We start from the raw sequence: 22529 nt of genomic DNA, 5'->3' as shown, positions 1-22529 counted from the left end.
ACATCATGCCCACGTATCGTGGCGGCCGTCATGAGCACGGCCAGAACTACCTCATCGACTCACACACCATCACCACCCTCATCGGCGCCGTCGCCGAATCCCGCGGACCGATCATCGAGATCGGGCCTGGCCGCGGAGCGCTGACACACCGGCTCGCCGCGCTCGGCCGGCCTCTCACTGCCGTGGAGATCGACCCTCGCAACGCCGCCGCGCTGCGCCGCGAGCTCACCGCACCCACCGGCGGGCCGCCGGTCGAGATCGTCACCGCCGACTTCCTGCGCTGGCATCTGCCGGCCGACAGATGCGTCATCGTCGGCAATCTGCCGTACCACCTGACGACGGCGATGCTGCGCCACATCCTGCCGATCCCGCACTGGCAGGAGGCAGTGCTTCTCGTGCAGTGGGAGGTCGCCCGGCGTCGGGCCGGGGTGGGCGGTGCGTCGATGATGACCGCCCAATGGTGGCCGTGGATCGACTTCACACTGCTCGGCCGGGTGCCGCGCAGTGCCTTCCGGCCGATGCCGAGTGTCGACGGCGGGATGTTGCGGATGACTCGGCGCGCTGAGCCCCTGCTCGCCGAAAACGACCGGCGAGCCTACCGTGGGTTCGTCCACGCGGTGTTCACCGGCCGCGGCCGCGGGCTGCCGGAGATCCTCAGCCGGATTGTCGAGCAGCGCGCCCGTCAGGCGGTCAAGGGCTGGCTGGCCCGCGAGCGCCTCGGCGCGAGCACCCTGCCCAAGGACCTGTCGGCTGAGCAGTGGGCTGGCCTCTACAAGCTGGTCGCCGGCTGCGGCTGGTCACCAGGTGGTGCGGTCTCCCGTTCCCGAGGTGGTCGTTTCCGAGGTGGCCGTTCCCGAGGAGGTGGCCGTTCCCGAGGAGGTGGCCGCCGCTGATCTGACTGGCCAGCGAGTTCCCGGTCACCATCGTCGCAGGTCAGCGCACGATGTCGGTGTCGGAGTCTAGCGTGGGTGTGCGCATCGAATGGGCAGGTGACTGCCCGGTGACAGGGGACCGTGATGGTGGCGACGGATATGCCCGACGCGTACGAGACCGATACCGCGACCGGCAGAGCAACCGGGGCCGATGAGCTCGGCGCACAGCTGAGCACGATCGAGGGCTTTCCCTCCCTGGGGCCCGTCAGGGAAGCACCGGGTTCGTCTTCCTCACCGAAGACGGCCGGGATGTCGGCAAAACAGCTGCCGCCACCGCTGCGCGCCCACCTCGGGGCCGGGACTTCAGCCCACCTCGGGCAGCGCGCCGGTATGGGTCTTGACGATCTTTTCCTCGACCCGCGCCTCGGGGAAGACCACCTCGGTGACCGCCCCGCCGTCTGGAGCGTTGCGGAACAGCAGGTGCATGCCCAGCAGCTTCGCCTGGCCCTGGGCGATGACGAGCCCCAAGCCCATGCCGCCGCCACCGGAGGAGACGAACCGGGTTGGGCCCGAGGCGAGGATATCTGCCGGGTACCCGGATCCGGCATCGCTGACGATGACCGAGCTCTGGGTCGTCCGCACGACGATCGGCGCCTTGCCGTGACGCACGGAGTTGACGATGAGGTTGGAGATGATGCGTTCGAAGCGCCGCTGATCGGTCATCACCGTCCGCCCGTCGGAATCGCAGACCACCTCGATCTCCTGGCCGGTCAGAGCACCGGAGCCCTGCAGCGTCGAGACGAGCGAGCGAATGGAGTTGTCGACGTTCATCGGCGCAATCGACGGGGTCGCCTGCCCCGCATCCAAGCGCGAGACCTCCAGCAGGTCCTCGACGAGCACCTGCAGCCGGCTCACCCGCTCCTTGACGAGTTCAGCAGGACGGGAGTCCTCCTCCAGCAGGTTCGCCGCATTCACCAGACCGGTGAGCGGCGTGCGCATCTCATGTGCGAGGTCAGCGGTGAATCGCTGTTCGGAATCCAGTCGTTCGACCAGCCGTGACACGGCGGTGTCGGCAGCTTCAGCGAAGGCGGCGACCTCATCGTCACCAGCCTCGATGACGTCCGAGATCCGCACCGAGGTGTCCCCGCCGGCGATCTTGCGGGCCGCCTGCGCGCCGAGCGTCAGGCGCCTGGAGATCTGCCCGGCAGCCAGCGAACCGATGCCGCCGATGACGACGGCCGCGCCGATCATCCCGAGCAGGATCGCCCGGTCGATCTCGTTGAGCAGGTTCTGCGACTCCTCCGTCGAGCTGCGCACGGATATGACCGCAGTGTGCGATCCGACCTGGATCGGCGCGGCCGCCCACATCGTCTCCTGCCAGTCGACCGTCGAGCGGATCGTGACGCTTTCGCCCTTGCGGGCGGCAGTCTGCGCCTCATCGGGAAGCTCGGGGTCGTCGACGGTGGTGTTGAGGGTCAGCACACCGGTGTCGGAGTAGATCGAAATCGCGTCTTCGAGCTGGTCGGAGACCCGCTGGCGCATCCGGTCGTCCTCGGCAGCCGCCGCGGACTGCCGCACGATGACACCGCAGGACAGCACCGCGATGATGACGGAGACGACGATGAGGAGGACGATCTTCCACCTGAGCGACACGCGCGCCCCTACCCGGCGAACCTGTAGCCGAAGCCGCGCACCGTCTCGATCATCCGCGCGCCGATCTTCTTGCGCAGCCGCTGGATGTGGACATCCACAACCCGCGAATCACCGGCCCACTCGTAGCCCCACACGGTGTAGGCGATCTTCTCCCGCGAGTACACATGCCCCGGCTCCTCGGTCAGCAGGAGCAGCACCCGCAGCTCGGTCGGCGTCAGATGCACCTCCTTGCCATCGACGAGCACGGTCAGCCGTGCACTGTCGAGCACCAGCGAACCCAGCCGCGTGCGATAGTGCCCGCTGTGGGCGGCATCCGTGCCCGAGGTGGGGATCGCCTGGCCTGTGCGGGGCCCGATGGCAGCGGTCGGGACGGCAGGTGCGGCGACCGACGCTGGGGAGGATTCGGCGGTTGCCGTGTGCGAACCCGGGTTCGACAGTCCCGGGGAGGGACCGAGCACCTCGGGAATCCCGTCGAGGCCGACGGTCGTGCCGACGTCGCTGCCGGTCTTCTCAGCCGGCGGGCCGATCTCGTCGGGGGAGAAGCCCATCGGCTCGTTGCCGGCGGTGATGAACCGGCGCACCACGGCCCGAATACGGGCATTGAGGACCTGCATGTCGAAAGGCTTGACGAGGTAGTCGTCGGCGCCGGCCTCAAGAGACTGGACGATATCGATCGGCTCAGAGCGGGCGGAGATGATGATGATGGGCACGGTCGACTTCTCGCGGATCGCCCGGCAGATCGACGCGCCGTTCATCGTCGGCAGCATGAGGTCGAGCAGCACCACGTCAGCGCCGTGGGAGGCGACGAACTCGTAGCCGTCGCGGCCGTCTTCGAACGCGCTGACGGTGTAGCCGAAGCGCTCCAGGGAGATCTGTGTGGTCTCGCGAATGACCTCATCGTCTTCGACCAGCACGATATGCATGAGGGACCTCGTTTCGCTGCACATGAATCGCGGTACTGAAGGGGTGTGACATACAGCTTAACGGGGCGTGCCCCTGACTGCGGGTCTCAGGCGGGATGAGTCACTTCCCGCCGTCGCGGCTGATCCGCTGCCCGCCCTCGAACCGGCCGTCATGATACCGGTACACGCGCACCGACCAGCCCGAGGGACAGCAGCGCTTGTCACCGTCGCGATACAGCGACTCCTGGGCCACGAGCGTACCGCCCTGCCCGGGGGTGAGCGTCAGGTCCGTGCCCGAGACGACGAGCTTGACGGCAGGCCTGCCGTCTTCATCGCCCACCACCAGGCCAGCGAATCGCTGTTCGTCGCGCGGGGTGGTCACCTGGGCGATCTGGTACTTCGTCTCGCCGACCATGAGCGGTTCGCCCAGGGTCAGGCAGTCGGTGCAGTACAGCAGGGTCTCGAGCACCTGGGCATGCGCGGCATCGGCGGCCAGCGCGGCGTCATCGACGGCGGCCTCCCGGATCTCTTCGGCGGAGAACGGTTCGTCGACAGGCAGGTTCTCCGACGGCCGGGTGGCGCTGGGAACCGGCTGGCCCTCGGGGCTCTCGACGCGCAGCCCGCCGTCGGGACTGCAGCCGGTGAGCAGGAAGACACCGACGCTCAGCACCGCGGCTGCACGCCGGCAGCGGCTGCGGATCCGGGCTGCGGCGCTGGCGGGTGTTCGTCCTGTCATGTCACTAGTGTGCCAGGCTGCGCCCGGCCTCGCCCGCCGCAGCGGTACGGAGTAGAATAGTGGCCACTATGGCTCATCAACAGGACTCCCACTCCCCGGCATACCCGTCGAACACGACCGTGAGCTACAAGGACTCCTTCATGTTCGGTGTCGTTGCCGCTGGCATCGTCCTCATCTCAACGATCTTCTTCACCGCCGCCTGGTCGAGCCTCAAGGCGATGGGGCTCGTCGGCCTCTACACCGTCGTCACGTTCCTCGTCGTCTTCGGTGTGACCGCGCTGCTCAACTGGATCAGCACCCGCAAGGACGACGGCGATCAGAAGTCGTTCCCGGTTCTGAAATAGTCCGAGCGTGTGCGCATTCGTCCAGTCGGCACCGTCGAAGAGCGCGCGACTGTAACGGTACGCCTCCTTTGTTGCCGGAGACGCTGAGGCATCGGCGACTTGGGAGAAACGCAGCAGCTCGTCAGTGGTCGTGACGATGTTCTCGATTTCGGAGCTGGCCTGCGCTTCGATGTAGGGCAGCGAGTTGACGAGCACTTCCGGGTTCGGAATCCTTCTGCACGCCTGGTCGAGACCGGCCAGTGCCGCCCGCGCTCCGATGGCAGCCTTGAGGGTCCGGTGAGTTTCGAGCACCTCGGCTGCGGGCAGTGAGGGCAGCTCGTTGTAGGGCACCGCTGGATTCCACGACATGGTCTGAGTCTAAAGACGAACCCCGGACATTGAAAGATTTCGCCTGAATCTTTCAATGTCCGGGCAACAGTGCAAACGCTTTTACATGTCCTCCGTGAATGCGCCCCGGCGGGCATACCCTGGTGAGCTCAGCTCAACGGAAGCGCAGCAGGCGCAGGCTGTTGAGCACGACGAATACCGAGCTCAGCGCCATCGCAGCACCGGCGATCATCGGGTTCAGCAGCCCGAGCGCGGCGATCGGGATCGCAGCGGTGTTGTAGGCGAAGGCCCAGAACAGATTGCCGCGGATGATCGCCAGGGTCCGCCGGGACAGCCGGATGGCCTGCGGGATCTGTGCGAGGTCATCGCGCACGAGCGTGATGTCCGAGGCCGCGATCGCGGTGTCGGTGCCCGAGCCCATCGCCAGGCCGATATCGGCCTGCGTCAGTGCCGCGGCGTCGTTGACGCCGTCGCCGACCATCGCCACCGACCGTCCCTCAGCCTGCAGCGCAGAGACCACCTCGACCTTCCCGTCGGGGCGGACATCGGCATGCACCCGCTCGAGCCCGACCTCGGAGGCGACCGCCTCGGCGACCCGGACGTTGTCACCGGTGAGCAGGATCGGCTCGAGCCCGAGTTCGCGCAGCTGCTTGATTGCAGCAATCGCAGAGTCCTTGAGCGCATCGGCGACGGCGATGCAGCCGGCGAACCGGCCGTCGATGCCGACGGCGACGATCGTCGCTGGCAGGTCCGGGACCTCGGCCGCGGGCACGTCGATGCCGTGCTCGCGCAGCAGGCCCGGCCGCCCGATGAGCACCGCGTGGGCAGGGCCGGCAGATGCTCCCGTTCCCGAGGCGGTGGTCGCGGTGGCGCGCACTCCGCCGCCGGGAATGTTGGCGAAGTCGGTAACCTCGATCGCCGGAGCGGCCGTACCAGAGGTGCCGGCCGCGCCAGCGGGGGCTGCGGAGCCGGCGGCGGCGATGGCCTGGGCGATCGGGTGCTCCGAATGCGCCTCGACAGCCGCGGCGATCGCGTAATCGTCGTCTGAGAGCTGGGATTCGGCCACCTGCATGCGGCCCTCGGTGATCGTGCCGGTCTTGTCGAGCACGATCGTATTTAGGCTGCGAGTCGATTCCATCACCTCGGGCCCGGACACCAGGATCCCGAGCTGGGAGCCGCGCCCAGAGGACACGGCGATCGCGGTCGGGGTGGCAAGGCCGAGCGCACACGGGCAGGCGATGATGAGCACCGTCGTCGCGGCGATGAGCCCGCCGGACCAGGAGCCTGCCGCCAGGCCCCAGATGAGCAGGGTCGCCGCGGCGATGACGAAGACGATCGGCACGAACACTGCCGAGATCCGGTCGGCCAGCCGCTGCACCGGCGGTTTTCCGGTCTGGGCGCGGATGACGAGCTCGGCCATCTGTGCCAGCGTCGTCTCGGCACCGACCCGGGTGGCGCGCACGGTGAGCGACCCGGAGGTGTTGATCGTCGCGCCGGTGACCGTGTCTCCGGGACTGACCTCGACGGGCACGGACTCGCCGGTGAGCATCGACTCATCGACCGCCGAATGCCCGCTGACCACCTCACCATCCGTGGCGACCTTCTCCCCTGGGCGGACGCGGAACACCTCGCCGGCGGCCAGGTCCTCGATCGGCACCTCGACCTCGCCGTCATCGCGGATCACCCGCACTTCGGTGGCACCGAGGCTCAGCAGCTCGCGCAGCGCCTCGGTCGCCCGGCCCTTGGCGCGCTCCTCGATGAGCCGGCCGGTGAGCAGGAAGACGATGATCGCCACCGCAGCTTCGAACCACACGTGGTAGTCGTGCGGGATGTGCCACAGGTGCCCGGCCGCAGCCGCCCGGGCGAGTGCGACGAGTGAGACGACGGTGGCGATGATGACGCCGACGCTCACCAGCGTGTCCATCGTCGTCGACCGGCCGCGCGCGGCCTTGTAGGCAGCCGTGTAGAACGGCCACGCACCCCAGGTGACGACCGGCAGGCTGAGGGCGGCGACGAGCCATTGCCAGCCGGGGATGCCTAAGCCCATGCCCATCGAGATGACGACGACGGGCAGGCCGAGGATTGCCGAGCCGATGAGCCGTGGGCGCAGGTGCCGTGGGTCGTAGTCGATGACCTCCGGGCCGCGGCCTGGGGCGATGGGCTCGCGCACCGTCGCCGAATATCCAGCCTTCTCGACAGCAGCGGTCAGCTGCTCATCGGTGACGTCCGGGCCGGCGGTGACGCGGGCGGAGTTGAGCGGCAGGTTGACGGTCGCTTCGACGCCGTCGAGTCGGTTGAGCTTCTTCTCGATCCGCGCCGAACACGACGCGCACGTCATCCCGGTGATGTCGAGATCGACGCTGCGGGGCTGCTCGGCAGGACGGGTGCGATCGGCAGCGGGGCCGGCGCTCATCAGCGAACCTCGTAACCGGCCTCATCGACGGCGGCTTCGATGGCGACAGCTGAGAGCTCGGCATCTGATGCGATGCGCACGGTCGAGTCGCCGCCGGCGACCAGGTCGACGTCGACGCTGCGGACGCCGTCGAGCGCGCTGAGCTCCTCCTTCACGGCGCGCTCACAGTGCTCGCAGGTCATGCCGGAAACGGTGATGGTGGTGGTGTGCATGGGATTCTCCCTTCTCAGCTCTTGATGAGCCGTCGGATGGCGGCGGTGGCCTCGTCAACCTTGGCGGCCGCTGCCTCCGGGGACTCCTGGGCAGCGGAGACGACGCAGTGACCCATATGCTCGCGCAGCAGCTCGACCGACACCGAGTGCAGGGCGGCGGTGGCGGCAGAGATCTGCGTGAGGATGTCGATGCAGTAGGTATCCTCTTCGATCATCCGGCCGATCCCGCGCACCTGTCCTTCGATGCGCTTGACCCGGTTGCGGAAGGCCTGCTTGTCCTTCAGATAACCCGGGGGCGCCGGGGTGTAGGCACCGGCTGCCGGGCTGTTCGTGTCCGGGCCCGAGGCGGGGGCTGGGTTCGTCTGTGTCATGACGCGATTCTATACCCTCTAGGGGTATCAATCAACGGGGTCTGCGGCTGCTGTGCGGTGCGGGACATAGCTGGCCGTCAGACGTGAGCGTGAGCTCAGCGCATGCGCAGAGCCCGCAGCGCGGCGAGTGCAGTCGTCATCGTGTGCTGGAAGCGCTCGGCCGGCAGCCGGTCACTGGGGGCCAGCGGGTGCAGCGCCTGCCGGGCGATCGCACGTGTGCGGGTGAAGGCGAGCAGCGCCTCGGTCCCGTGCCGGTGCCCGAGCCCAGAGTCCTTGTTGCCTCCAGACGGCGCCGCAATGGAACCCCACACCGCGGCGAAGGCCTCGTTGATATTCACCATTCCGGCCTCGACCTGCCGGGCGACCTGCCAGCCGTGGGACGCCGAGGTGGAGATGACGCTGGCATTGAGCCCGACGTCAAGGCTGTTGGCTGCAGCGATGGCCTCAGCATCGGAGGCCACCGGGTAGACGCTGACCACCGGCCCGAAGGTCTCGGAGGCGAACAGGTCGGCCTCAGCGGTGACGTCGGTGAGCACGGTTGGGGCGTACATCCACGGGCCGGCCGCCGTGCGCAGGTAACCCCCGCAGCGCACCGTGGCGCCTGCTGCGCGGGCCTGCTCGACATGACCGTGGACCTTGTTCACCTGCGCAGCCGACGTCAGCGAACCGAGATCGCGCGAATAGTCGAACGCCGCCCCCTGCTGCAGGGATTCGGCGGCGGAGACGAGCCGATCGACGAACTCCCCGTAGCGTTCGCCGACGACGTAGATCCGCTCGATCGACAGGCACAGCTGCCCGGCAGAGGAGAACGCCCCGCGCGCGGCACAGTCCACGGCGGTGTCCATGTCCGCGTCGGCGCACACGATCATTGCGTTCTTGCCCCCGAGCTCCAGGACAGCCGGAATGAGCCGGCCGGCCACCGCCTCGGCGACGGAGCGCCCGGCCGCTGTCGACCCGGTGAATGACAGCCCGTCGACCCCGGCCAGCATCGGTTCGGAGACATCCTCCACCGGGCCGGGCACCAGCTGCCACAGATCGCGCGGAAGGCCCGCTTCAATCGCGAGCTGGCGCATGAGCACAGCCGAAAGGACCGTCTGCGAATCGGGCTTGTGGACGACCGCGTTGCCGGCGATGAGCGAGGCGACGAGGTCGTTGGCGCCCAGGGACAGCGGATAGTTCCACGGCGAGACGAACCCGATGACCCCAAGCGGCGCGTAATCGACCTCGGTGCGGGTCAGCCCGGGCACAGCACCGCGCCGGCGCGTCGTGCGCAGTGTGCGTGGGGCGGCAAGCGCGGTGAATCGGCAGACGTTGTAGGAGTCGAGCACCTCGTCGTAGGCGTGCTGGCGGGCCTTGCCGGTCTCGGCCTGGATGACGTCGAGGAGCAGCTCCTCGCTGCGCCGGATCAGATCGTGCAGGGTGAGGAACACTGCCGCGCGCTCACGCACACTGCGGGCAGTCCACGCCGTCTGCGCGCGTGAGGCGCGGGCGATTGCAGCCTCCACATCAGCGGCGCTCGCCCCGGCGAAAGCCGTCAGCGGCTCACCGGTGAAAGGCAGGTTCGCGATGGTCTGCGCGCCGGTTCCGGCGACGTCTCGCAGTGGGTCGCCTGCGAGGAATTCACGCAGTCGGGCCGGCAGCTCGATCGGATGGGCAGCCGCCCGGGTGTCGGTCAGCGGGGCGGTCTCCTCGGCGCCTGTGCTCATGTGCCCAGTGTCTCATCCATTTCCGGTGAGGCGGCCGGACTGCGACCATGGCCACACCGATCCCGGCCCCAGACTGGGTGACGGTGGCAGGCGGAGGTTGGGTCGCCCCGTATGCGGCCGGCACCGACAGGCTGCCCGCCGTCGTCCGGCCGACCGGCCTCGCCCGCAGCCCCGCTGAGGGACCGAGGAAGGTTCAGACCTCGCTGAACGGCTGTGGAGTCCGGGCGCTGCGCCTCGGCTATCACGTGTGCGTCCGGCATGTCAGGGCCGGTGAGCTCGCTGAACACATCGGCCGCATCCACACCGTCGCAGGCGATCAGCTCGCTGGAACCTGAGAGACCTGCCGGGGCTCGGGTGGAACGTCGAAACCGGGATGCCCCACCCGGAGCACATCCCGTCTCCGGGGGCTCTCGGCGCCTCAGATGCCTGGCAGCCGTATGCCGGCATGAGCCCGGGTCAGATGGCACCGTGGCGCGTCTGCTACATCCCTTTCCATGCGTGGCCGATCATCGTGGCGGCCGCGCAGATCGGCTATTGGGTGCGCCGCCGCTGAGGACCGCTGCCGGTCATCGGCGCGGTCGCAGGTAGCGTAGGACCAAGTCGAAGGAGGAAGCAGGTTCATGCACGAGGCTCACATGCTCGTCGACAATCTCCTGTCAATGTGGTGGATCGTGATCGCCGCCGTGTTTGCGCCGATCCTCGCGCTCACCACCAGGCGCGTAGTGCCCGATGTCGTGTGGCTGCTGGTGTTCGGTGTCCTCATCGGGCCGCACGCCCTCGGCCTGGCCGACAGCACCGAGGCGGTTGAATTCCTCCGCGAACTCGGCATCGGATTCCTCTTCCTGCTCGCCGGCTTCGAAGTCAACACCTCGGACATGCGCGGCCGTCAGGGCCGGCACGCGGCAATGACGTGGGGCCTGTGTGCTCTGCTCGGCGTCGGTGCCGGATTCCTCGTGCTCCAGGGTGACTGGCGGGTCGCGATCGTCTTCGGCATCGCCTCCACCTCGACTGCTCTCGGCACGCTGCTGCCGATCCTCAAGGATTCCGGCATGATGGGCTCTCCGCTCGGCCGGGCCGCCATGGTCCACGGGGCATACGGCGAGCTGCTGCCGATCGTGGCGATGTCCGTGCTGCTGTCCACCCGCGGCACCTGGCAGGCAGCGCTGGTCCTTCTGTTCTTCGCTGCCGCCGCAGTGGTGACTGTCGCGATCCCGGCGCGGATCTTCCGCCGGATCCCACTGCTCGGACGGGCATTTGGGGCGGCGTCGAACTCGACGATGCAGACAACGCTGCGCGTCACCGTTTGGGTGCTCGTGACCCTCATGCTGCTGACGGCACTGCTGGAACTCGATGTCGCTCTCGGCGCATTTGCCGCCGGGCTCCTCATGAACGCGTCCCTGCGCGCGGCCTCGCCCAGCCACGCCGAGGAGGTCATGCACAAGATCGAAATCGTCGGATTCAGCTTCCTCATCCCGGTCTTCTTCGTCACCAGCGGAATGACCATCGATCTTGCTGCCGTACTCGCTCAGTGGCCGCTTCTCATCGGTTTCGTGATGGTCATCGGATTGGTGCGCGGTTTGCCGGTCTTCCTGCGCGAGCAGCTGACATCGACGCATTCCGAGCTGGGATCGGTCCGTGAGAGGGCAGCACTGGGTTTCTACTCGGCGACCGGTTTGCCCATCATCGTCGCTGTCACCCAGATCGCAGCATCGTCGGGCCTCATTTCCACGACGATGGCCTCGACCATGGTCACCGGAGGAGCGGTGACGGTGCTTGTATTCCCGTTCATCGCCTCTCGTCTCACGCCGCGTCCGGCGGAGTGAGACAGGGGCGGTGAGTCACGGGGTCGTCGTCACCGCGTTCAGCGCGCGACTGCACGCCAGGCGGCCACCGCCTCGGCTGCGATCTTGGCGGCCAGGCCGGTGTAGGTCGCCGGGCTGAGCGCAGCGAGGCGGTCCGCGTCCTCCTGCGGCAGCCCGAGGCCGTGGACGAAGGACTGCAGTTCGGCCCGGTCGACGCGGTGCCCGCGGGTGAGGTCCTTGAGTTTCTCGTACGGGTTGTCCATACCCGGCACTCCGGTGAGATAGGCCGCACGCATGACCGACTGGATCGCCTCGGCGAGCACCTCCCAGTTGCTCTCAAGGTCCGCATCGAGGGCGTCGGTGTCGATCGCGAGCTTCTTCAGGCCCTTGACGAGGTTGCCCAGCGCGAGCACCGAGTGGCCGAGCGCCACGCCGATGTTGCGCTGGCTGGTCGAGTCGGTGAGATCGCGCTGCATCCGCGAGGTCACAAGCGTCGCGGCGAGTGTGTCGAGCAGCGAACAGGAGATCTCGAGGTTCGCCTCGGCGTTTTCGAACCGGATCGGGTTGACCTTGTGCGGCATCGTCGACGAGCCGGTCGCGCCCTCGACGGGGATCTGCTTGAAGTAGTGGATCGAGATGTAGGTCCACATGTCGGTGGCGAGGTTGTGGGCGATCCGGTTGAACCGGGCGATGTCGGCGAACAGCTCCGCCTGCCAGTCATGCGACTCGATCTGCGTGGTGACCGGGTTGAAGGTCAGCCCGAGCTTCTCGACGAACTCACGGGCAAGGGCAGGCCAGTCCGCCTCGGGGACGGTGACCGTGTGCGCCGAGTAGGTGCCGGTCGCGCCGTTGATCTTGCCGAGGAACTCGGTGTCGCGGATCCGCTCGTACTGGCGGCGCAGCCGGTGGACGAACACGCCGAGCTCCTTGCCCATCGTCGACGGGGTCGCCGGCTGGCCGTGGGTGTGCGAGAGCATGGGCACCGCGGCCAGCTCCTCGGCCATCGAAGCGAGCTGGTCGATGAGCGCGGCTGCCCGCGGCAACCAGATGTCCTCGACCGCGCCCTTGATGCCGACACCGTAGGAGAGGTTGTTGATGTCCTCGGACGTGCAGCAGAAGTGCACAAGCTCCGAGAGGTCATCGGCGCCGATCGACGACAGTGCCTCCTTGATCGTATATTCGACGGCTTTGACGTCGTGGACGGTGACGGCTTCGAAGGTCGCCAGCTGCTCGATGGTCTCCTGACCGTAGTTCTCGACGATCCCGCGCAGCTGCGCCTTCTCGTCATCGAGCAGCTCGCGCGTGCCGGGGACGACGCGGTTGTCGGCGAGGTGGATGAACCATTCGACCTCGACATGGATGCGGTTGCGGTTGAGCGCGGCCTCCGACAGGTAATCCAGCAGCGGGGCGGCGTCGGCGCGGTAGCGGCCGTCGAGGGGTCCGAGGGCAAGGTCAAGCGAAGAGAGCGATGCGCGAGTCATGGCCCCTATCATCTCATGCGGCGCGCCCGGGCGGGCCTGCGCCGTAAGCACGGTGACATCGTCGCTGTCAACGAGACCGTCGCCGAGCCGCTGGAGCTGCTCCTCTGGTGTGAAGGCAGCGACGAGACGGTTGATGAGACAGCTGAATAAGTCCGCTCCGAGTCACAACCTCGCACAGTCGTCGTTCGCCTGAGGTGAGCAGCGAGGCTGACGCCGGGCGGCCGGCGTGTGTGGACGCGGGGCGATCATCCACACCCCGTGCCCGAGGCGGTGCCCACCGTGGCAGCGCCGGCGAGACTTCCGGCATGGGTGGACACACAGGGTACGTCTGGCCGGTGGCCAAGCCGATCGTCGACGAGGCGGTCGGCAGGACCATCGAGGTCGGCAGGGCCGGCAGGGAGTGGGCAGAAGACCAGATCGAAGAGCACGTCATCGAACCGCACCTCGTCCCGGCGCTCGAAGGGCTGCTGGCCGATGTCGCGCAGTCGCAGGCAGCGTGGATGCGGGTGGCCGAGGAATGTGTCAGAGCCGAGGCGGTGTGCCGGCAATCGGGTGCGGTCGGCTGGGTCTCATCCGCCGCTGAGGTCTTCCGCGCGCGGATCGACGAGCACGCCCGTGAGGTCGGCTCGTTGGCGGCTGAGGCGCAATCCGTCGTCGAAGCCTACGACCGCTACCTGGCTGAGTTGCGCAGCTCACCGGTCGGACAGGCACTGGGCCTATGAGCACGCATGCGCCCGAGCACCGGGCTTGGCTGCCGATCCCCGCAGCAGCTCTCACCTGCCTGGACGCCGCTGACCTGGCACACTGGCCACCGGCCTTCGTCCCCGAGCAGCGAACGCGCACGACTCCGCTCGACAATGCCGCGGCAGCCGCTGCCGGTGCGCAGCTGCCGAGCGCAGAGGAGATGGAGGACTGGATCCGGCAGGCCAGCGCCGTGCTGGCCGCCGGGCGCCTGCGCTGGAGCGTGAGCATCACCCTCGACGAACGCGAGCTCTTCATCGTCGCAGCCCTGCTCGGCCACACCTGTGTGCTGCTGTGCCGCCAGCACACCCCTGAGCAGACTGAACCAGCCGGGTTCTTGGGCACCACCTGTACCCCAGCGGAGATCGGCGACGTCATCACCGCTCTCATCCCAGACGATGGGCAGCGCACCGTCACCTGCCTGCTGAGCGACCGCATCGACCCGGTCCGGGCCCGCCGGTGGGTCATCCACGACTGCCCCGACTGCCCGCACGGAGTGAGTGCGCTGCTCGGCTCCGACGTGTGGGAGCGCATGCACGCAGAGCTGGACGGCACCGGATTCCAGCGGTGGATCCGCACCCGCATGGCAGGCGATCTCATCGCCGCCACCGCCGCACTGGCATTCGAAGAGGAGGAGATCCGGTGACAGTCGACGAGGAGGAGATCCAGTGATGAGCGACATCCAGGTCAGCGGAGGTGCCGGCGGCATCCACGCCCATCTCAACGACTTCGACCGCATCGCCGAGGTCCTCATCGCCACCGCAGGGGACCTTGGCGGCGTGCTGCGCGCGGCCGCGGCGTCGGACGCCACGATCTCCCGGCTCGTCATCAGCCCACTGGCGATGCCAGCGGCCCTCCAGCTGCAGGGCCGCATCAACGACTTCCTGCTGTGCAGCGGATCGACTGCCGGTTCGCTGCTGCTGACTGCAGGGGCGTTGAGCAACAGTGCTGCTGCCTACCGGTCCAGCGAACAGGCAGCCGAGGAGATCTTCTCCCGCGCGGCCACCGCTGCCGGTGTCGCACTCGGCCACATGGCCCGCACTGTTGTCGTCACCGGGGCCGGGGTCGGGCTCGCCGTCGGCGCTGCCGTGCTGGCGAACCCTCTCACGCTCATCGTGACAGGCGGCGCAGCCGTGCACCTCATCACCACGGGAAGGCACACCGTCCTCGCCGATGCCGCCGGCCGGGAGCTGGAGAGGATCGGCACCGCGCTCGCCCACCATCCCGAGTTCGCCCAGCCGCTCATCGAACACGCCCTGCCCGGCTTCATCGGCGGGTTCCTCGGCCTGCCCGGCCCGCTCGGCACTGTTGCCGGGCCGCAGTCGAGCGAGGACCTCGCCGGGCTCATCCTCGTGACCGGCCGGCAGTTCGGGCTGTTCGACTCCACCGATGTCACCGTCACCGGTGGCAGGCACCGGCAGCCGGATCCGCAGCGGGCCACCGCACCGCACGACGCCACCGAACTGCTCGAACGCACCCTGGCCTCCCACCGGGGCAAGGACAACGGTGATGTGCAGATCGAGCAGATCGTCGACGCCGACGGCGTCACCCGCTGGATCGTCTACGTCCCGGCCACCACCGATTGGAGCGCTGACCCCAGCCGCAACGGCACGGATATGACCACGAACGTCGAAACCGCAGCCGGTCACGACAGCGTCATGCGCGAAACCGTGCGGCAGGCGATCCAGGATGCCGGCATCCCACCGGGGGACGAGGTGATGATCACCGGGTTCTCCCAAGGCGGCATGACCGCTGCCAGCCTCGCCGCCGACCCGGAGTTCCGCAAACGGGTCAACGTCACCGCCGTCATGACCACCGGCAGTCCGGTCGGGGACTTCGACATCCCCGACGGCATCGAGGTGCTCTCCCTCGAACACGCCCAGGACATCGTGCCGACCCTCGACGGCACCGACAACCCGGCCGGACAGGACAGGACGACGGCCCGGGTCGAACTCGACTACGAGGCGCTGCGCGATCACCCGATGTTCGACGGCAAGACCGATGCGCAGATCGACACCGCGCTCGCCAGCCCCGGATTCGCCCACAACGGAACCCTGTACACCGAGAGCATGGCGAAGCTCCTCGCCTCCGGAGACCCGAGCGTCGAGGCCTGGGCCACCGGCAGCGCCGCCGGATTCTTCGCCGGCACGACCACCGCCCGATACTCCTACAAGGGCACACGCAAGCAGTATTGACACACATGGCAGAGATGCTTCCCGGAAGGTTCGCAGCCGGCATTTAGTCGGGTGTCCAAGCAATTGTTCGCCAACGTCAAAAACCCAGCCCCACCTCGGCGGCGGCCTACCAGGGACGCGGTGATGACCCTACGCTGGAAGCAGGTCGGTGCACGGCCCGCACCACCGCTTCAGGAAACCCATTCGAGACAATCCGTCAGCTTGGCGCACACCAGACGAATCCGTTAGTGTGTGACCACATTGTGAAATGTCTCACTGCCGGGGCTGGGTGCACAACCGCGCCGACCCCACTGGTTCGGACCGCTTCACCGACGAACTCGGTCAGCGGCCACGACGTTAGGAGAACGCCATGACATCGAATATTGCGCAGGGCGCCAGCCCTGATATTGGGTCGGGCCCGCGAATGATTCAGATGCTGACTCCCGAAGGCGAGCGTGTCAGCTCGGGAGAATACGACGCTTTCGCCGCAGAGCTCACCGACGAGGACCTGCGCGGTTTCTACAAGGACATGGTGCTCGTGCGCCGCGTCGACGCTGAGGGCAATGCCCTGCAGCGCCAGGGACAGCTCGGCCTGTGGGCCCCGCTGCTCGGCCAGGAGGCCGCGCAGATCGGCATGGGCCGGGCCAGCCGCCCGCAGGACTTCGTCTTCCCGACCTACCGCGAGCACGGCCTCGCATGGTGCCGTGGCGTGCCGCCGGAGACCCTGCTGGGCATGTTCCGCGGCCAGAACCACTCCGGCTGGGATCCGCAAGCGCTGCGCTTCCACTCCTACACGATCGTCATCGGCTCTCAGACCCTGCACGCCACCGGCTACGCCATGGGCATCCAGATGGACGGCGACGTGGGCACCGGCGACCTGGAGCGCGATGCCGTGTCCATCGCCTGCTTCGGTGACGGTGCGACCAGCCAGGGCGATGTGTCCGAGGCGTTGACTTTCGCCGGCGCTTTCAACGCACCGGTGCTCTTCTTCTGCCAGAACAACCAGTGGGCGATCTCGGAGCCGACCAACGTGCAGACCTCGGCTCCGCTCTACACTCGCGGTCAGGGCTTCGGTGTGCCCGGCGTGCGCGTCGACGGCAACGACCCGATCGCGATGTACGCCGTCTCGCGTGCCTCGCTCGACAGCGTGCGCGCCGGCCACGGCCCGATGCTCATCGAGGCCTACACCTACCGGATGGGCGCTCACACCACGGCTGACGACCCGACGAAGTACCGCGACGACGCGGTCACCGAGGAGTGGAAGGCCAAGGATCCGATCAAGCGCCTGCGCATCTACCTGGAGAACGAGACCGATACCGGGGAGGACTTCTTCACCTCTGTCGACGAGGAAGCCGACGCGCTGGCCGCCCGCATCCGTCAGGCCTGCGTGTCGATGGTCGAGCCGGACGTCTCGGAGATCTTCGACAACGTCTTCGACGACCCGCACCCGCTCATCGAAGAGGAGAAGGCAGCCTACCTCGACTACCTCGACTCGTTCGCTGAGACAGCTGAAGGAGCGCGGTAAATGACGACTCTGGCGCTGTCCAAAGCGATCACCGCGGGCCTGCGCAAGGCGATGGAGGACGACCCGAAGGTCGTCCTCATCGGTGAGGACATCGGAAAGCTCGGCGGCGTCTTCCGCGTCACCGAGGGACTGCAGAAGGACTTCGGCGAGCATCGGGTCATCGACTCGCCGCTGGCCGAGTCCGGCATCGTCGGCACCTCGATCGGCATGGCCGTGCGCGGCTACCGCCCGGTCGTCGAGATCCAGTTCGATGCCTTCATCTTCCCGGCATACGACCAGATCGTCACCCAGCTGGCGAAGCTGCACAACCGGACCCTGGGTCAGGAGAACGTCCCGGTCGTCATCCGCGTGCCCTACGGCGGCGGCATCGGCTCACCGGAGCACCACTCCGAAAGCCCTGAGGCCGTCTTCGCTCACCATGCCGGCCTGCGGATCATCTCGCCGTCGACGCCACATGATGCGTACTGGATGATCCAGGAGGCCATCAAGAGCCCGGACCCGGTCATGTACTTCGAACCCAAGCGCCGCTACTGGATGCGCGGGGACGTCGACATGGACAACCGCGGTCTCGACGTGCACTCCGCCCAGGTGGTCACCGAGGGCGCCGACGTCACGCTCGTCTCCTACGGCCCGCTCATGCCGCCGGCCGCCGACGCGGTTGCCGCCGCGGCCGAGGAGGGCACGAGCATCGAGCTCATCGACCTGCGCTCGCTCAACCCGATCGACTTCGACACCATCGAAGCCTCGGTGAAGAAGACCGGCCGGCTCGTCATCGCGCACGAGGCCCCCGTGTTCCTGGGCCTGGGATCGGAGATCGCAGCCCGGATCACCGAACGCTGCTTCTTCCACCTCGAAGCGCCTGTGCTGCGGGTCGGCGGATTCCACACCCCGTACCCGGGTTCGAAGCTCGAGCACCACTACCTGCCTGACCTCGATCGCATCCTCGACGGTGTCGATCGCGCCCTCGCCTACTAAGGACCTGCATGTCGAACCTCTTCAACCTCCCCGACGTCGGCGAAGGCCTGACCGAAGCCGATATCGTCTCGTGGAAGGTGGCAGTCGGCGACGCTGTCACCGTCAACCAGATCCTCGTGGAGATCGAGACCGCCAAGTCGCTTGTCGAACTGCCCAGCCCACAGGCCGGGACCATCTCCGCTCTCCTCGTCGAGGAAGGCCAGACCGTCGAGGTCGGCACCCCGATCATCGAGTTCGACGGTGACGGCTCCGGTGCCGCCGGCGGATCCGACGCCGGTGCAGCCGGCGAGCGGGCCGAGAGCGGCCAGGCTGAGAAATCCTCCGGTGACTCCGCCGATGGCAGCGCCGGGCCGAACCTGGTGGGCTACGGTGTGCGCGCCGACTCGTCGAAGCGCCGCCCGCGCAAGGCTCAGGCGGCCAAGGCCGCCCAGACCGAGGCGCCGGCCCGCGAGGTGCCCGAGGTGCAGGAAGAGCCGGGACAGCCGGCCGACGCCGCACCGCAGGAGCAGCCCGGCGGCACTGGTGCAGAGCGCCCGAAGGTGCTCGCCAAGCCGCCGGTGCGCAAGCTGGCCAAGACCAAGGGCGTCGACCTGCTCGACGTCACCCCGACAGGTGCGCGCGGAGAAGTCACCCGCGAGGACCTGCTGAGCCACATCGAATCCGGCGGCTCGGCTGCCCAGCCGGCGACCTCCTCGGCGCCGGCTGCCGGCCAGCAGGCGGCGACCGGAACCGAGGAGCGGATCCCGTTCAAGGGCGTCACGAAGTTCATGGCCCAGGCGATGGTCGACTCGGCCTTCTCCGCACCGCACGTCACCGAGTTCCTCGACGTCGACGTCACCGCGATGATGGAGCTGGTCAAGCGGCTAAAGACGAAGAAGCAGCTCGGTGAAGACGTGCGCGTCTCCCCGCTGCTCATCGTCGCCAAGGCCGTGTGCTGGGCTGCGCTGCGCAACCCGCGGATCAACTCGTGCTTCGACGGTGATGACATCGTCGTCAAGCACTACGTCAACCTCGGTATCGCCGCGGCCACCCCGCGCGGACTCATCGTGCCCAACATCAAGGGCGCTCACGCGATGGGACTGCGCGACCTGGCCCTCGAACTCGGCGAGCTGACCGCAACCGCGCGGGCCGGCAAGACGGCACCGGCCGATCAGGCCGGCGGCACGATCACCATCACCAACGTCGGCGTGTTCGGCGTCGACGCCGGCACCCCGATCATCAACCCGGGAGAGGCGGCGATCCTGGCCTTCGGCCAGGTCCGCAAGCGCCCATGGGTCGTCGACGATGAGATCGTCGCCCGCGATATCACAACGCTGGCGGTCTCAGCGGATCACCGGCTCGTCGACGGCGAGGTCATCTCGAAGTTCCTTGCCGACGTCGGCCGTGCGCTCGAGGACCCGGCTCTCATGCTCATGTGAGTGCGGTGACTCTGCACTGACACAGCGGGCTCGTTCCCTTTCCGGGGCGAGCCCGCTGCCGTGTGCAGGCGCCTGCCGGTCAACCCCGGGGGACAGGGAGGCTCAGGGTGCCCGGGGGACAGGGAGGCTCAGGGGTTCAGCTTCGTCGTGCCCTCGGGGCCTTCGGTGGAGGAGATCTTCTTGGCGAAGCAGTTGTCGCGGTCGATGCCGAGCTCTCGGCATTTGGCCAGTGCGGCTTCCGGGTCGTCATAGGGCTCGTTGAGCACGGTGATCCAGTAGTCCTCGAGCCGGAAGCTCGACCACTGCGAGCTGTTGAGCAGCAGCGCCTCCGGATGCTGGGCGCGCAGCGTCTCGAACTCCTCCAGGATCGCCTCATCGGTCCACGTCTGCTGCTCGGTCGTCAGGCCCACCTGCTTGGCGCTCAGCTGCACCACCCAGTGCCCGTCGAGTTTCGAGGCGACGGCCGCGTGGTCATTCCGCGCCAACTCCTTGAGCTGCTCGGCAGCCGGAACCGACGTCTCACCGCCGCCGGTGCCGCCGGTGCCGTCGGTGTCTTCGGCACTGGGCTCATCGGACGGTTTGAGGTCCTCATTCGGGCCGAGCAGCGGCAGTCCGAGGAACACGGCGACGGCGACGAGCACGGTCGCAGCGATCGCCGCGACGACGGTCATGCCGGTGCGCCGGCGACGATGCGGTCCCGGTGGGCCGGCGGGATTGCGCGAACCGGCAGGATCGGGCGGTCCTGCCGGGGAGCCGTCCTGCGCGATGCGCTGCTCGCCGGTATGGGCGGCGATGTACTCGTAATAGGTCGAACGGTCATCGGCAGCTGAGGCCCCAGGCGCAGGGAGGCCGGCTGCTGCCTCGGCGGGCCCGGTCTTGGCCGGCGGCGGCGTGTGTGCGGCTGCGGCCGCCCCTGCCGCAGTGCCTGCCGGCTGCTGGGCCAGCAGCGCGGCCACCGGATAGAACTTCCCATCCGAGGCCTGGTAGTAGTCCTGGCCGTCAGCGGCCCGGTAGTACAGCTGCCCGGCCGGGCTGGACCAGTAGCCCTGCGGCAAACCGGCGTGCGCACCGGCCCCCGGCCCAGGGGTGCTGGTCGCCGCGCCGGAGGCGGGAGCAACGGCTGGCCCGCTGACAGGCGAGCTCGGCTCGGGTTCGCGATCCCACTTCTCGCTCTGCGCCGGGCGGATGCGCGGGCGCGCCGACTGGGGGGTGGGTTCAGCAGGGTCGGTGCGCGGCGCCTCGGGAGCGGGCGACGGAGGCGGGCTCTGGGGTGAGCCTTCGGGGCGTGGCGGGATGGCCGGCCCGGTCATCGCCGGCCCTTCGAATCACGCCTGCGTGCACCGGATGCAGCATCCTCGCACATGCGAACACTGTCCATGTCCATATACATTGGCAGAGGCTACTATCGAGTTCAACTGAATTTGCCTGCGACGCGCGCGCATCAGTAAGATGTTCTCTTGTTGACTCGTCAGACAGCACCGCTGTCCTGATGATCGTGCTCATTGAGCGCTGCACGATAGCTTCGGCCCTCTCTCACAGGCCTCAACGGCTTCAGCGCTGGTGAGACATCACGCCGCTCAAGCGGCGTACACAAACCCTTCACCGGGGTTTCATTCACGCCACCGCAGTGCGTTCCACGGGTGTGCACCGGTCTGACTGCGCAGGCGGTGCATCTGGAATGCAGCACCGGTGACGACGATGTGTTGATGTCTTCGGCGAACCCGCCCCCGCGCCCGCACGGCGCAGCGGATTCCGCCGCTCAAGTGAACTGGAGGAGAGAAATGGCAGCAACCTGCCAGGTGACCGGAGCAGTTCCCGGTTTCGGACACAATGTGTCCCACTCGAACCGCCGCACCAAGCGCCGGTTCAACCCGAACATTCAGAAGAAGCGCTACTACGTGCCCTCGCTGCGCAAGACCGTGACCCTCAATGTGTCCGCCAAGGGCATGAAGGTCATCGACGCACGCGGCATCGACGCTGTGGTGACCGAACTCATTGCTAAGGGAGTGAAGCTCTGATGGCAGCAAAGACCAAGGACATCCGTCCGATCATCAAGCTCAAGTCCACTGCCGGCACGGGCTACACCTACGTCACCCGCAAGAACCGCCGCAACAACCCGGACCGCATCGTGCTGAAGAAGTACGATCCCGTCGTCCGCAAGCACGTAGATTTCCGAGAGGAGCGCTGAGCGCACACAATGGCTAAGAAGTCCAAGATCGCACGCAACAAGCAGCGCGCTGAGATCGTCGAGCGCTACGCCGAGCGCCGCGCAGAGCTCAAGCGCCAGCTTGTCCACCCTGATTCCACCGACGAGCAGCGCGAGGAGGCCCGCCTGGGTCTGCAGAAGCTCCCGCGCGATGCCTCGCCGATCCGCCTGCGCAATCGCGACCAGGTCGACGGTCGTCCGCGCGGCTACCTCCGCAAGTTCGGACTGTCCCGTGTGCGCTTCCGTGAGATGGCACATCGCGGAGAACTGCCCGGAGTTACCAAGTCGAGCTGGTAATCTCTGGTAAGTTCGGTATCGGTGAATCAACCGACCTATGTCCTGAAGGAGGACAACCTTATGGCTAAGAACCGCAGTGAACTCGTTTCCGAGGTTGCCGAGAAGACCGATCTGACCCAGAAGCAGGTGTCGGACGTCCTCGACGGTGTGTTCGAGTCGTTCAGCGAGGTCGTCAAGAACGGCGACAAGCTGACCATCCCGGGCTGGCTGTCCGTTGAGCGCACCGAGCGTGCAGCTCGCAAGGGCCGCAACCCGCGCAGCGGCGAAGAGATCCAGATCCCCGCTGGCTACTCGGTGAAGCTCTCGGCCGGATCGAAGCTCAAGGCAGCTGCCGGCTCGCCCAAGAAGTGACCTCCTCTTCCGGATACGGAACT

General features: G+C 67.6%; 24 protein-coding genes and 1 pseudogene. 15 read left to right on the top strand and 10 right to left on the bottom strand.

Annotation, left to right across the window (positions count from 1 at the left end):
• The first annotated feature begins 5 nt into the window (after positions 1-5).
• Positions 6-893 carry a 23S ribosomal RNA methyltransferase Erm gene (gene erm / locus M3B11_RS07840; RefSeq protein WP_259876697.1) on the top strand — a complete coding sequence of 296 codons (888 nt, stop codon included), beginning with the start codon at positions 6-8 and terminating at the stop codon, positions 891-893.
• A 342-nt stretch (positions 894-1235) separates the two neighbouring features.
• On the opposite strand, the gene M3B11_RS07835 is transcribed toward erm, so the two are convergent.
• The 3 genes from M3B11_RS07835 to M3B11_RS07825 form a co-directional block, all read right to left on the bottom strand.
• Positions 1236-2525, bottom strand: coding sequence for a HAMP domain-containing sensor histidine kinase (locus M3B11_RS07835; RefSeq protein WP_259876689.1), 1290 nt, complete (start codon positions 2523-2525; stop codon positions 1236-1238).
• 8 nt (positions 2526-2533) lie between these two features.
• Entirely contained in the window at positions 2534-3448 is a 915-nt protein-coding gene (locus tag M3B11_RS07830; protein ID WP_259876688.1) for a response regulator transcription factor, read from the bottom strand.
• A 100-nt stretch (positions 3449-3548) separates the two neighbouring features.
• Positions 3549-4163, bottom strand: coding sequence for a hypothetical protein (locus M3B11_RS07825; RefSeq protein WP_259876686.1), 615 nt, complete (start codon positions 4161-4163; stop codon positions 3549-3551).
• Positions 4164-4231: 68 nt separating this feature from the next.
• On the opposite strand from M3B11_RS07825, the gene M3B11_RS07820 reads away from it, so the two are divergent.
• Entirely contained in the window at positions 4232-4507 is a 276-nt protein-coding gene (locus tag M3B11_RS07820; protein WP_259876678.1) for a DUF3021 family protein, read from the top strand.
• A gap of 39 nt (positions 4508-4546) precedes the next feature.
• Here the strand turns inward: M3B11_RS07820 and M3B11_RS07815 are convergent.
• The 5 genes and pseudogenes from M3B11_RS07815 to M3B11_RS07795 all read right to left on the bottom strand — a co-directional run.
• Positions 4547-4855 (bottom strand): annotated as a pseudogene (locus M3B11_RS07815) (Fic/DOC family N-terminal domain-containing protein); the annotation flags it as partial.
• Between the two features lie 133 nt (positions 4856-4988).
• Positions 4989-7247 (bottom strand): cation-translocating P-type ATPase, encoded by a 2259-nt coding sequence (locus tag M3B11_RS07810; protein WP_259876676.1) that lies wholly within the window; start codon positions 7245-7247, stop codon positions 4989-4991.
• On the bottom strand, positions 7247-7459 hold the full coding sequence (locus M3B11_RS07805; RefSeq protein ID WP_102162457.1) for a heavy-metal-associated domain-containing protein: 213 nt from the start codon (positions 7457-7459) through the stop codon (positions 7247-7249). The genes M3B11_RS07810 and M3B11_RS07805 overlap by 1 nt, the downstream gene beginning before the upstream one ends.
• Before the next feature lie 14 nt (positions 7460-7473).
• On the bottom strand, positions 7474-7830 hold the full coding sequence (locus M3B11_RS07800; protein ID WP_102162456.1) for a metal-sensitive transcriptional regulator: 357 nt from the start codon (positions 7828-7830) through the stop codon (positions 7474-7476).
• A 95-nt stretch (positions 7831-7925) separates the two neighbouring features.
• A complete protein-coding gene (locus tag M3B11_RS07795) occupies positions 7926-9536 on the bottom strand; it encodes a succinic semialdehyde dehydrogenase (protein ID WP_259876675.1) in 1611 nt (536 codons plus the stop codon).
• Between the two features lie 47 nt (positions 9537-9583).
• Here M3B11_RS07795 and M3B11_RS07790 point away from each other — a divergent pair, with 47 nt between their 5' ends.
• From M3B11_RS07790 to M3B11_RS07780, 3 genes are all read left to right on the top strand, one after another.
• A complete protein-coding gene (locus tag M3B11_RS07790) occupies positions 9584-9871 on the top strand; it encodes a hypothetical protein (protein WP_259876673.1) in 288 nt (95 codons plus the stop codon).
• A gap of 38 nt (positions 9872-9909) precedes the next feature.
• Complete coding sequence (locus tag M3B11_RS07785; RefSeq protein WP_259876668.1) at positions 9910-10089, top strand: hypothetical protein; 180 nt, start codon at positions 9910-9912, stop codon at positions 10087-10089.
• Positions 10090-10156: 67 nt separating this feature from the next.
• Positions 10157-11359, top strand: coding sequence for a cation:proton antiporter (locus M3B11_RS07780; RefSeq protein WP_259876666.1), 1203 nt, complete (start codon positions 10157-10159; stop codon positions 11357-11359).
• A 38-nt stretch (positions 11360-11397) separates the two neighbouring features.
• Here M3B11_RS07780 and purB read toward each other — a convergent pair whose 3' ends face one another.
• On the bottom strand, positions 11398-12819 hold the full coding sequence (gene purB / locus M3B11_RS07775) for an adenylosuccinate lyase (protein WP_259876663.1): 1422 nt from the start codon (positions 12817-12819) through the stop codon (positions 11398-11400).
• Between the two features lie 305 nt (positions 12820-13124).
• Between purB and M3B11_RS07770 the strand changes: the two genes are divergently transcribed.
• The 6 genes from M3B11_RS07770 (at position 13125) to M3B11_RS07745 (ending at position 19652) form a co-directional block, all read left to right on the top strand.
• The gene (locus tag M3B11_RS07770; protein WP_259876653.1) at positions 13125-13541 is read left to right on the top strand and encodes a hypothetical protein; all 417 of its coding nucleotides are present in this window, start codon (positions 13125-13127) and stop codon (positions 13539-13541) included.
• The gene (locus M3B11_RS07765; RefSeq protein ID WP_259876651.1) at positions 13538-14206 is read left to right on the top strand and encodes a hypothetical protein; all 669 of its coding nucleotides are present in this window, start codon (positions 13538-13540) and stop codon (positions 14204-14206) included. Before M3B11_RS07770 ends, M3B11_RS07765 begins: the two co-directional genes overlap by 4 nt.
• A 25-nt stretch (positions 14207-14231) precedes the next feature.
• Positions 14232-15755, top strand: a complete 1524-nt coding sequence (locus tag M3B11_RS07760; RefSeq protein ID WP_259876649.1) for a hypothetical protein — start codon at positions 14232-14234, stop codon at positions 15753-15755.
• A 403-nt stretch (positions 15756-16158) separates the two neighbouring features.
• Complete coding sequence (gene pdhA, locus M3B11_RS07755; protein ID WP_259876648.1) at positions 16159-17259, top strand: pyruvate dehydrogenase (acetyl-transferring) E1 component subunit alpha; 1101 nt, start codon at positions 16159-16161, stop codon at positions 17257-17259.
• Positions 17260-18234, top strand: a complete 975-nt coding sequence (locus tag M3B11_RS07750) for an alpha-ketoacid dehydrogenase subunit beta (protein WP_259876639.1) — start codon at positions 17260-17262, stop codon at positions 18232-18234. It begins immediately after the preceding gene.
• An 8-nt stretch (positions 18235-18242) separates the two neighbouring features.
• Positions 18243-19652, top strand: coding sequence for a dihydrolipoamide acetyltransferase family protein (locus tag M3B11_RS07745; protein ID WP_259876632.1), 1410 nt, complete (start codon positions 18243-18245; stop codon positions 19650-19652).
• A 128-nt stretch (positions 19653-19780) separates the two neighbouring features.
• On the opposite strand, the gene M3B11_RS07740 is transcribed toward M3B11_RS07745, so the two are convergent.
• Positions 19781-20962 carry a hypothetical protein gene (locus M3B11_RS07740; RefSeq protein ID WP_259876631.1) on the bottom strand — a complete coding sequence of 394 codons (1182 nt, stop codon included), beginning with the start codon at positions 20960-20962 and terminating at the stop codon, positions 19781-19783.
• Positions 20963-21433: 471 nt separating this feature from the next.
• Here M3B11_RS07740 and rpmB point away from each other — a divergent pair, with 471 nt between their 5' ends.
• The 4 genes from rpmB to M3B11_RS07720 are packed head-to-tail and all read left to right on the top strand — an operon-like array spanning position 21434 to position 22506.
• The gene (gene rpmB, locus M3B11_RS07735; protein WP_102162445.1) at positions 21434-21670 is read left to right on the top strand and encodes a 50S ribosomal protein L28; all 237 of its coding nucleotides are present in this window, start codon (positions 21434-21436) and stop codon (positions 21668-21670) included.
• Positions 21670-21840, top strand: a complete 171-nt coding sequence (gene rpmG / locus M3B11_RS07730; RefSeq protein WP_102162444.1) for a 50S ribosomal protein L33 — start codon at positions 21670-21672, stop codon at positions 21838-21840. The genes rpmB and rpmG overlap by 1 nt, the downstream gene beginning before the upstream one ends.
• A gap of 9 nt (positions 21841-21849) precedes the next feature.
• Positions 21850-22155 (top strand): 30S ribosomal protein S14, encoded by a 306-nt coding sequence (gene rpsN / locus M3B11_RS07725; RefSeq protein ID WP_102162443.1) that lies wholly within the window; start codon positions 21850-21852, stop codon positions 22153-22155.
• A gap of 60 nt (positions 22156-22215) precedes the next feature.
• The gene (locus M3B11_RS07720; protein ID WP_102162442.1) at positions 22216-22506 is read left to right on the top strand and encodes an HU family DNA-binding protein; all 291 of its coding nucleotides are present in this window, start codon (positions 22216-22218) and stop codon (positions 22504-22506) included.
• Positions 22507-22529 lie beyond the last annotated feature (23 nt).

Origin of the sequence: Brevibacterium sp. p3-SID960 (genome assembly GCF_025144725.1) — a bacterium.
Lineage (GTDB): Bacteria > Actinomycetota > Actinomycetes > Actinomycetales > Brevibacteriaceae > Brevibacterium.
The sequence above is the reverse complement of the archived record's forward strand: the minus strand, read 5'-3'. Positions and strand labels throughout refer to the sequence as shown.

What these genes read in the sequence shown, in the direction of transcription:
- M3B11_RS07790 (WP_259876673.1), top strand. Translation starts at nt 9,584, where the DNA reads ATGGCCACACCGATCCCGGCCCCAGACTGGGTGACGGTGGCAGGCGGA.
- M3B11_RS07820 (WP_259876678.1), top strand. Translation starts at nt 4,232, where the DNA reads ATGGCTCATCAACAGGACTCCCACTCCCCGGCATACCCGTCGAACACG.
- M3B11_RS07800 (WP_102162456.1), bottom strand. Translation starts at nt 7,830, where the DNA reads ATGACACAGACGAACCCAGCCCCCGCCTCGGGCCCGGACACGAACAGC.
- purB (WP_259876663.1), bottom strand. Translation starts at nt 12,819, where the DNA reads ATGACTCGCGCATCGCTCTCTTCGCTTGACCTTGCCCTCGGACCCCTC.
- M3B11_RS07810 (WP_259876676.1), bottom strand. Translation starts at nt 7,247, where the DNA reads ATGAGCGCCGGCCCCGCTGCCGATCGCACCCGTCCTGCCGAGCAGCCC.
- M3B11_RS07770 (WP_259876653.1), top strand. Translation starts at nt 13,125, where the DNA reads ATGGGTGGACACACAGGGTACGTCTGGCCGGTGGCCAAGCCGATCGTC.
- M3B11_RS07780 (WP_259876666.1), top strand. Translation starts at nt 10,157, where the DNA reads ATGCACGAGGCTCACATGCTCGTCGACAATCTCCTGTCAATGTGGTGG.
- M3B11_RS07745 (WP_259876632.1), top strand. Translation starts at nt 18,243, where the DNA reads ATGTCGAACCTCTTCAACCTCCCCGACGTCGGCGAAGGCCTGACCGAA.
- M3B11_RS07760 (WP_259876649.1), top strand. Translation starts at nt 14,232, where the DNA reads ATGAGCGACATCCAGGTCAGCGGAGGTGCCGGCGGCATCCACGCCCAT.
- M3B11_RS07805 (WP_102162457.1), bottom strand. Translation starts at nt 7,459, where the DNA reads ATGCACACCACCACCATCACCGTTTCCGGCATGACCTGCGAGCACTGT.
- pdhA (WP_259876648.1), top strand. Translation starts at nt 16,159, where the DNA reads ATGATTCAGATGCTGACTCCCGAAGGCGAGCGTGTCAGCTCGGGAGAA.
- M3B11_RS07740 (WP_259876631.1), bottom strand. Translation starts at nt 20,962, where the DNA reads ATGACCGGGCCGGCCATCCCGCCACGCCCCGAAGGCTCACCCCAGAGC.
- rpmG (WP_102162444.1), top strand. Translation starts at nt 21,670, where the DNA reads ATGGCAGCAAAGACCAAGGACATCCGTCCGATCATCAAGCTCAAGTCC.
- M3B11_RS07765 (WP_259876651.1), top strand. Translation starts at nt 13,538, where the DNA reads ATGAGCACGCATGCGCCCGAGCACCGGGCTTGGCTGCCGATCCCCGCA.
- M3B11_RS07750 (WP_259876639.1), top strand. Translation starts at nt 17,260, where the DNA reads ATGACGACTCTGGCGCTGTCCAAAGCGATCACCGCGGGCCTGCGCAAG.
- M3B11_RS07825 (WP_259876686.1), bottom strand. Translation starts at nt 4,163, where the DNA reads ATGACAGGACGAACACCCGCCAGCGCCGCAGCCCGGATCCGCAGCCGC.
- rpmB (WP_102162445.1), top strand. Translation starts at nt 21,434, where the DNA reads ATGGCAGCAACCTGCCAGGTGACCGGAGCAGTTCCCGGTTTCGGACAC.
- rpsN (WP_102162443.1), top strand. Translation starts at nt 21,850, where the DNA reads ATGGCTAAGAAGTCCAAGATCGCACGCAACAAGCAGCGCGCTGAGATC.
- M3B11_RS07785 (WP_259876668.1), top strand. Translation starts at nt 9,910, where the DNA reads ATGCCCCACCCGGAGCACATCCCGTCTCCGGGGGCTCTCGGCGCCTCA.
- M3B11_RS07830 (WP_259876688.1), bottom strand. Translation starts at nt 3,448, where the DNA reads ATGCATATCGTGCTGGTCGAAGACGATGAGGTCATTCGCGAGACCACA.
- erm (WP_259876697.1), top strand. Translation starts at nt 6, where the DNA reads ATGCCCACGTATCGTGGCGGCCGTCATGAGCACGGCCAGAACTACCTC.
- M3B11_RS07795 (WP_259876675.1), bottom strand. Translation starts at nt 9,536, where the DNA reads ATGAGCACAGGCGCCGAGGAGACCGCCCCGCTGACCGACACCCGGGCG.
- M3B11_RS07720 (WP_102162442.1), top strand. Translation starts at nt 22,216, where the DNA reads ATGGCTAAGAACCGCAGTGAACTCGTTTCCGAGGTTGCCGAGAAGACC.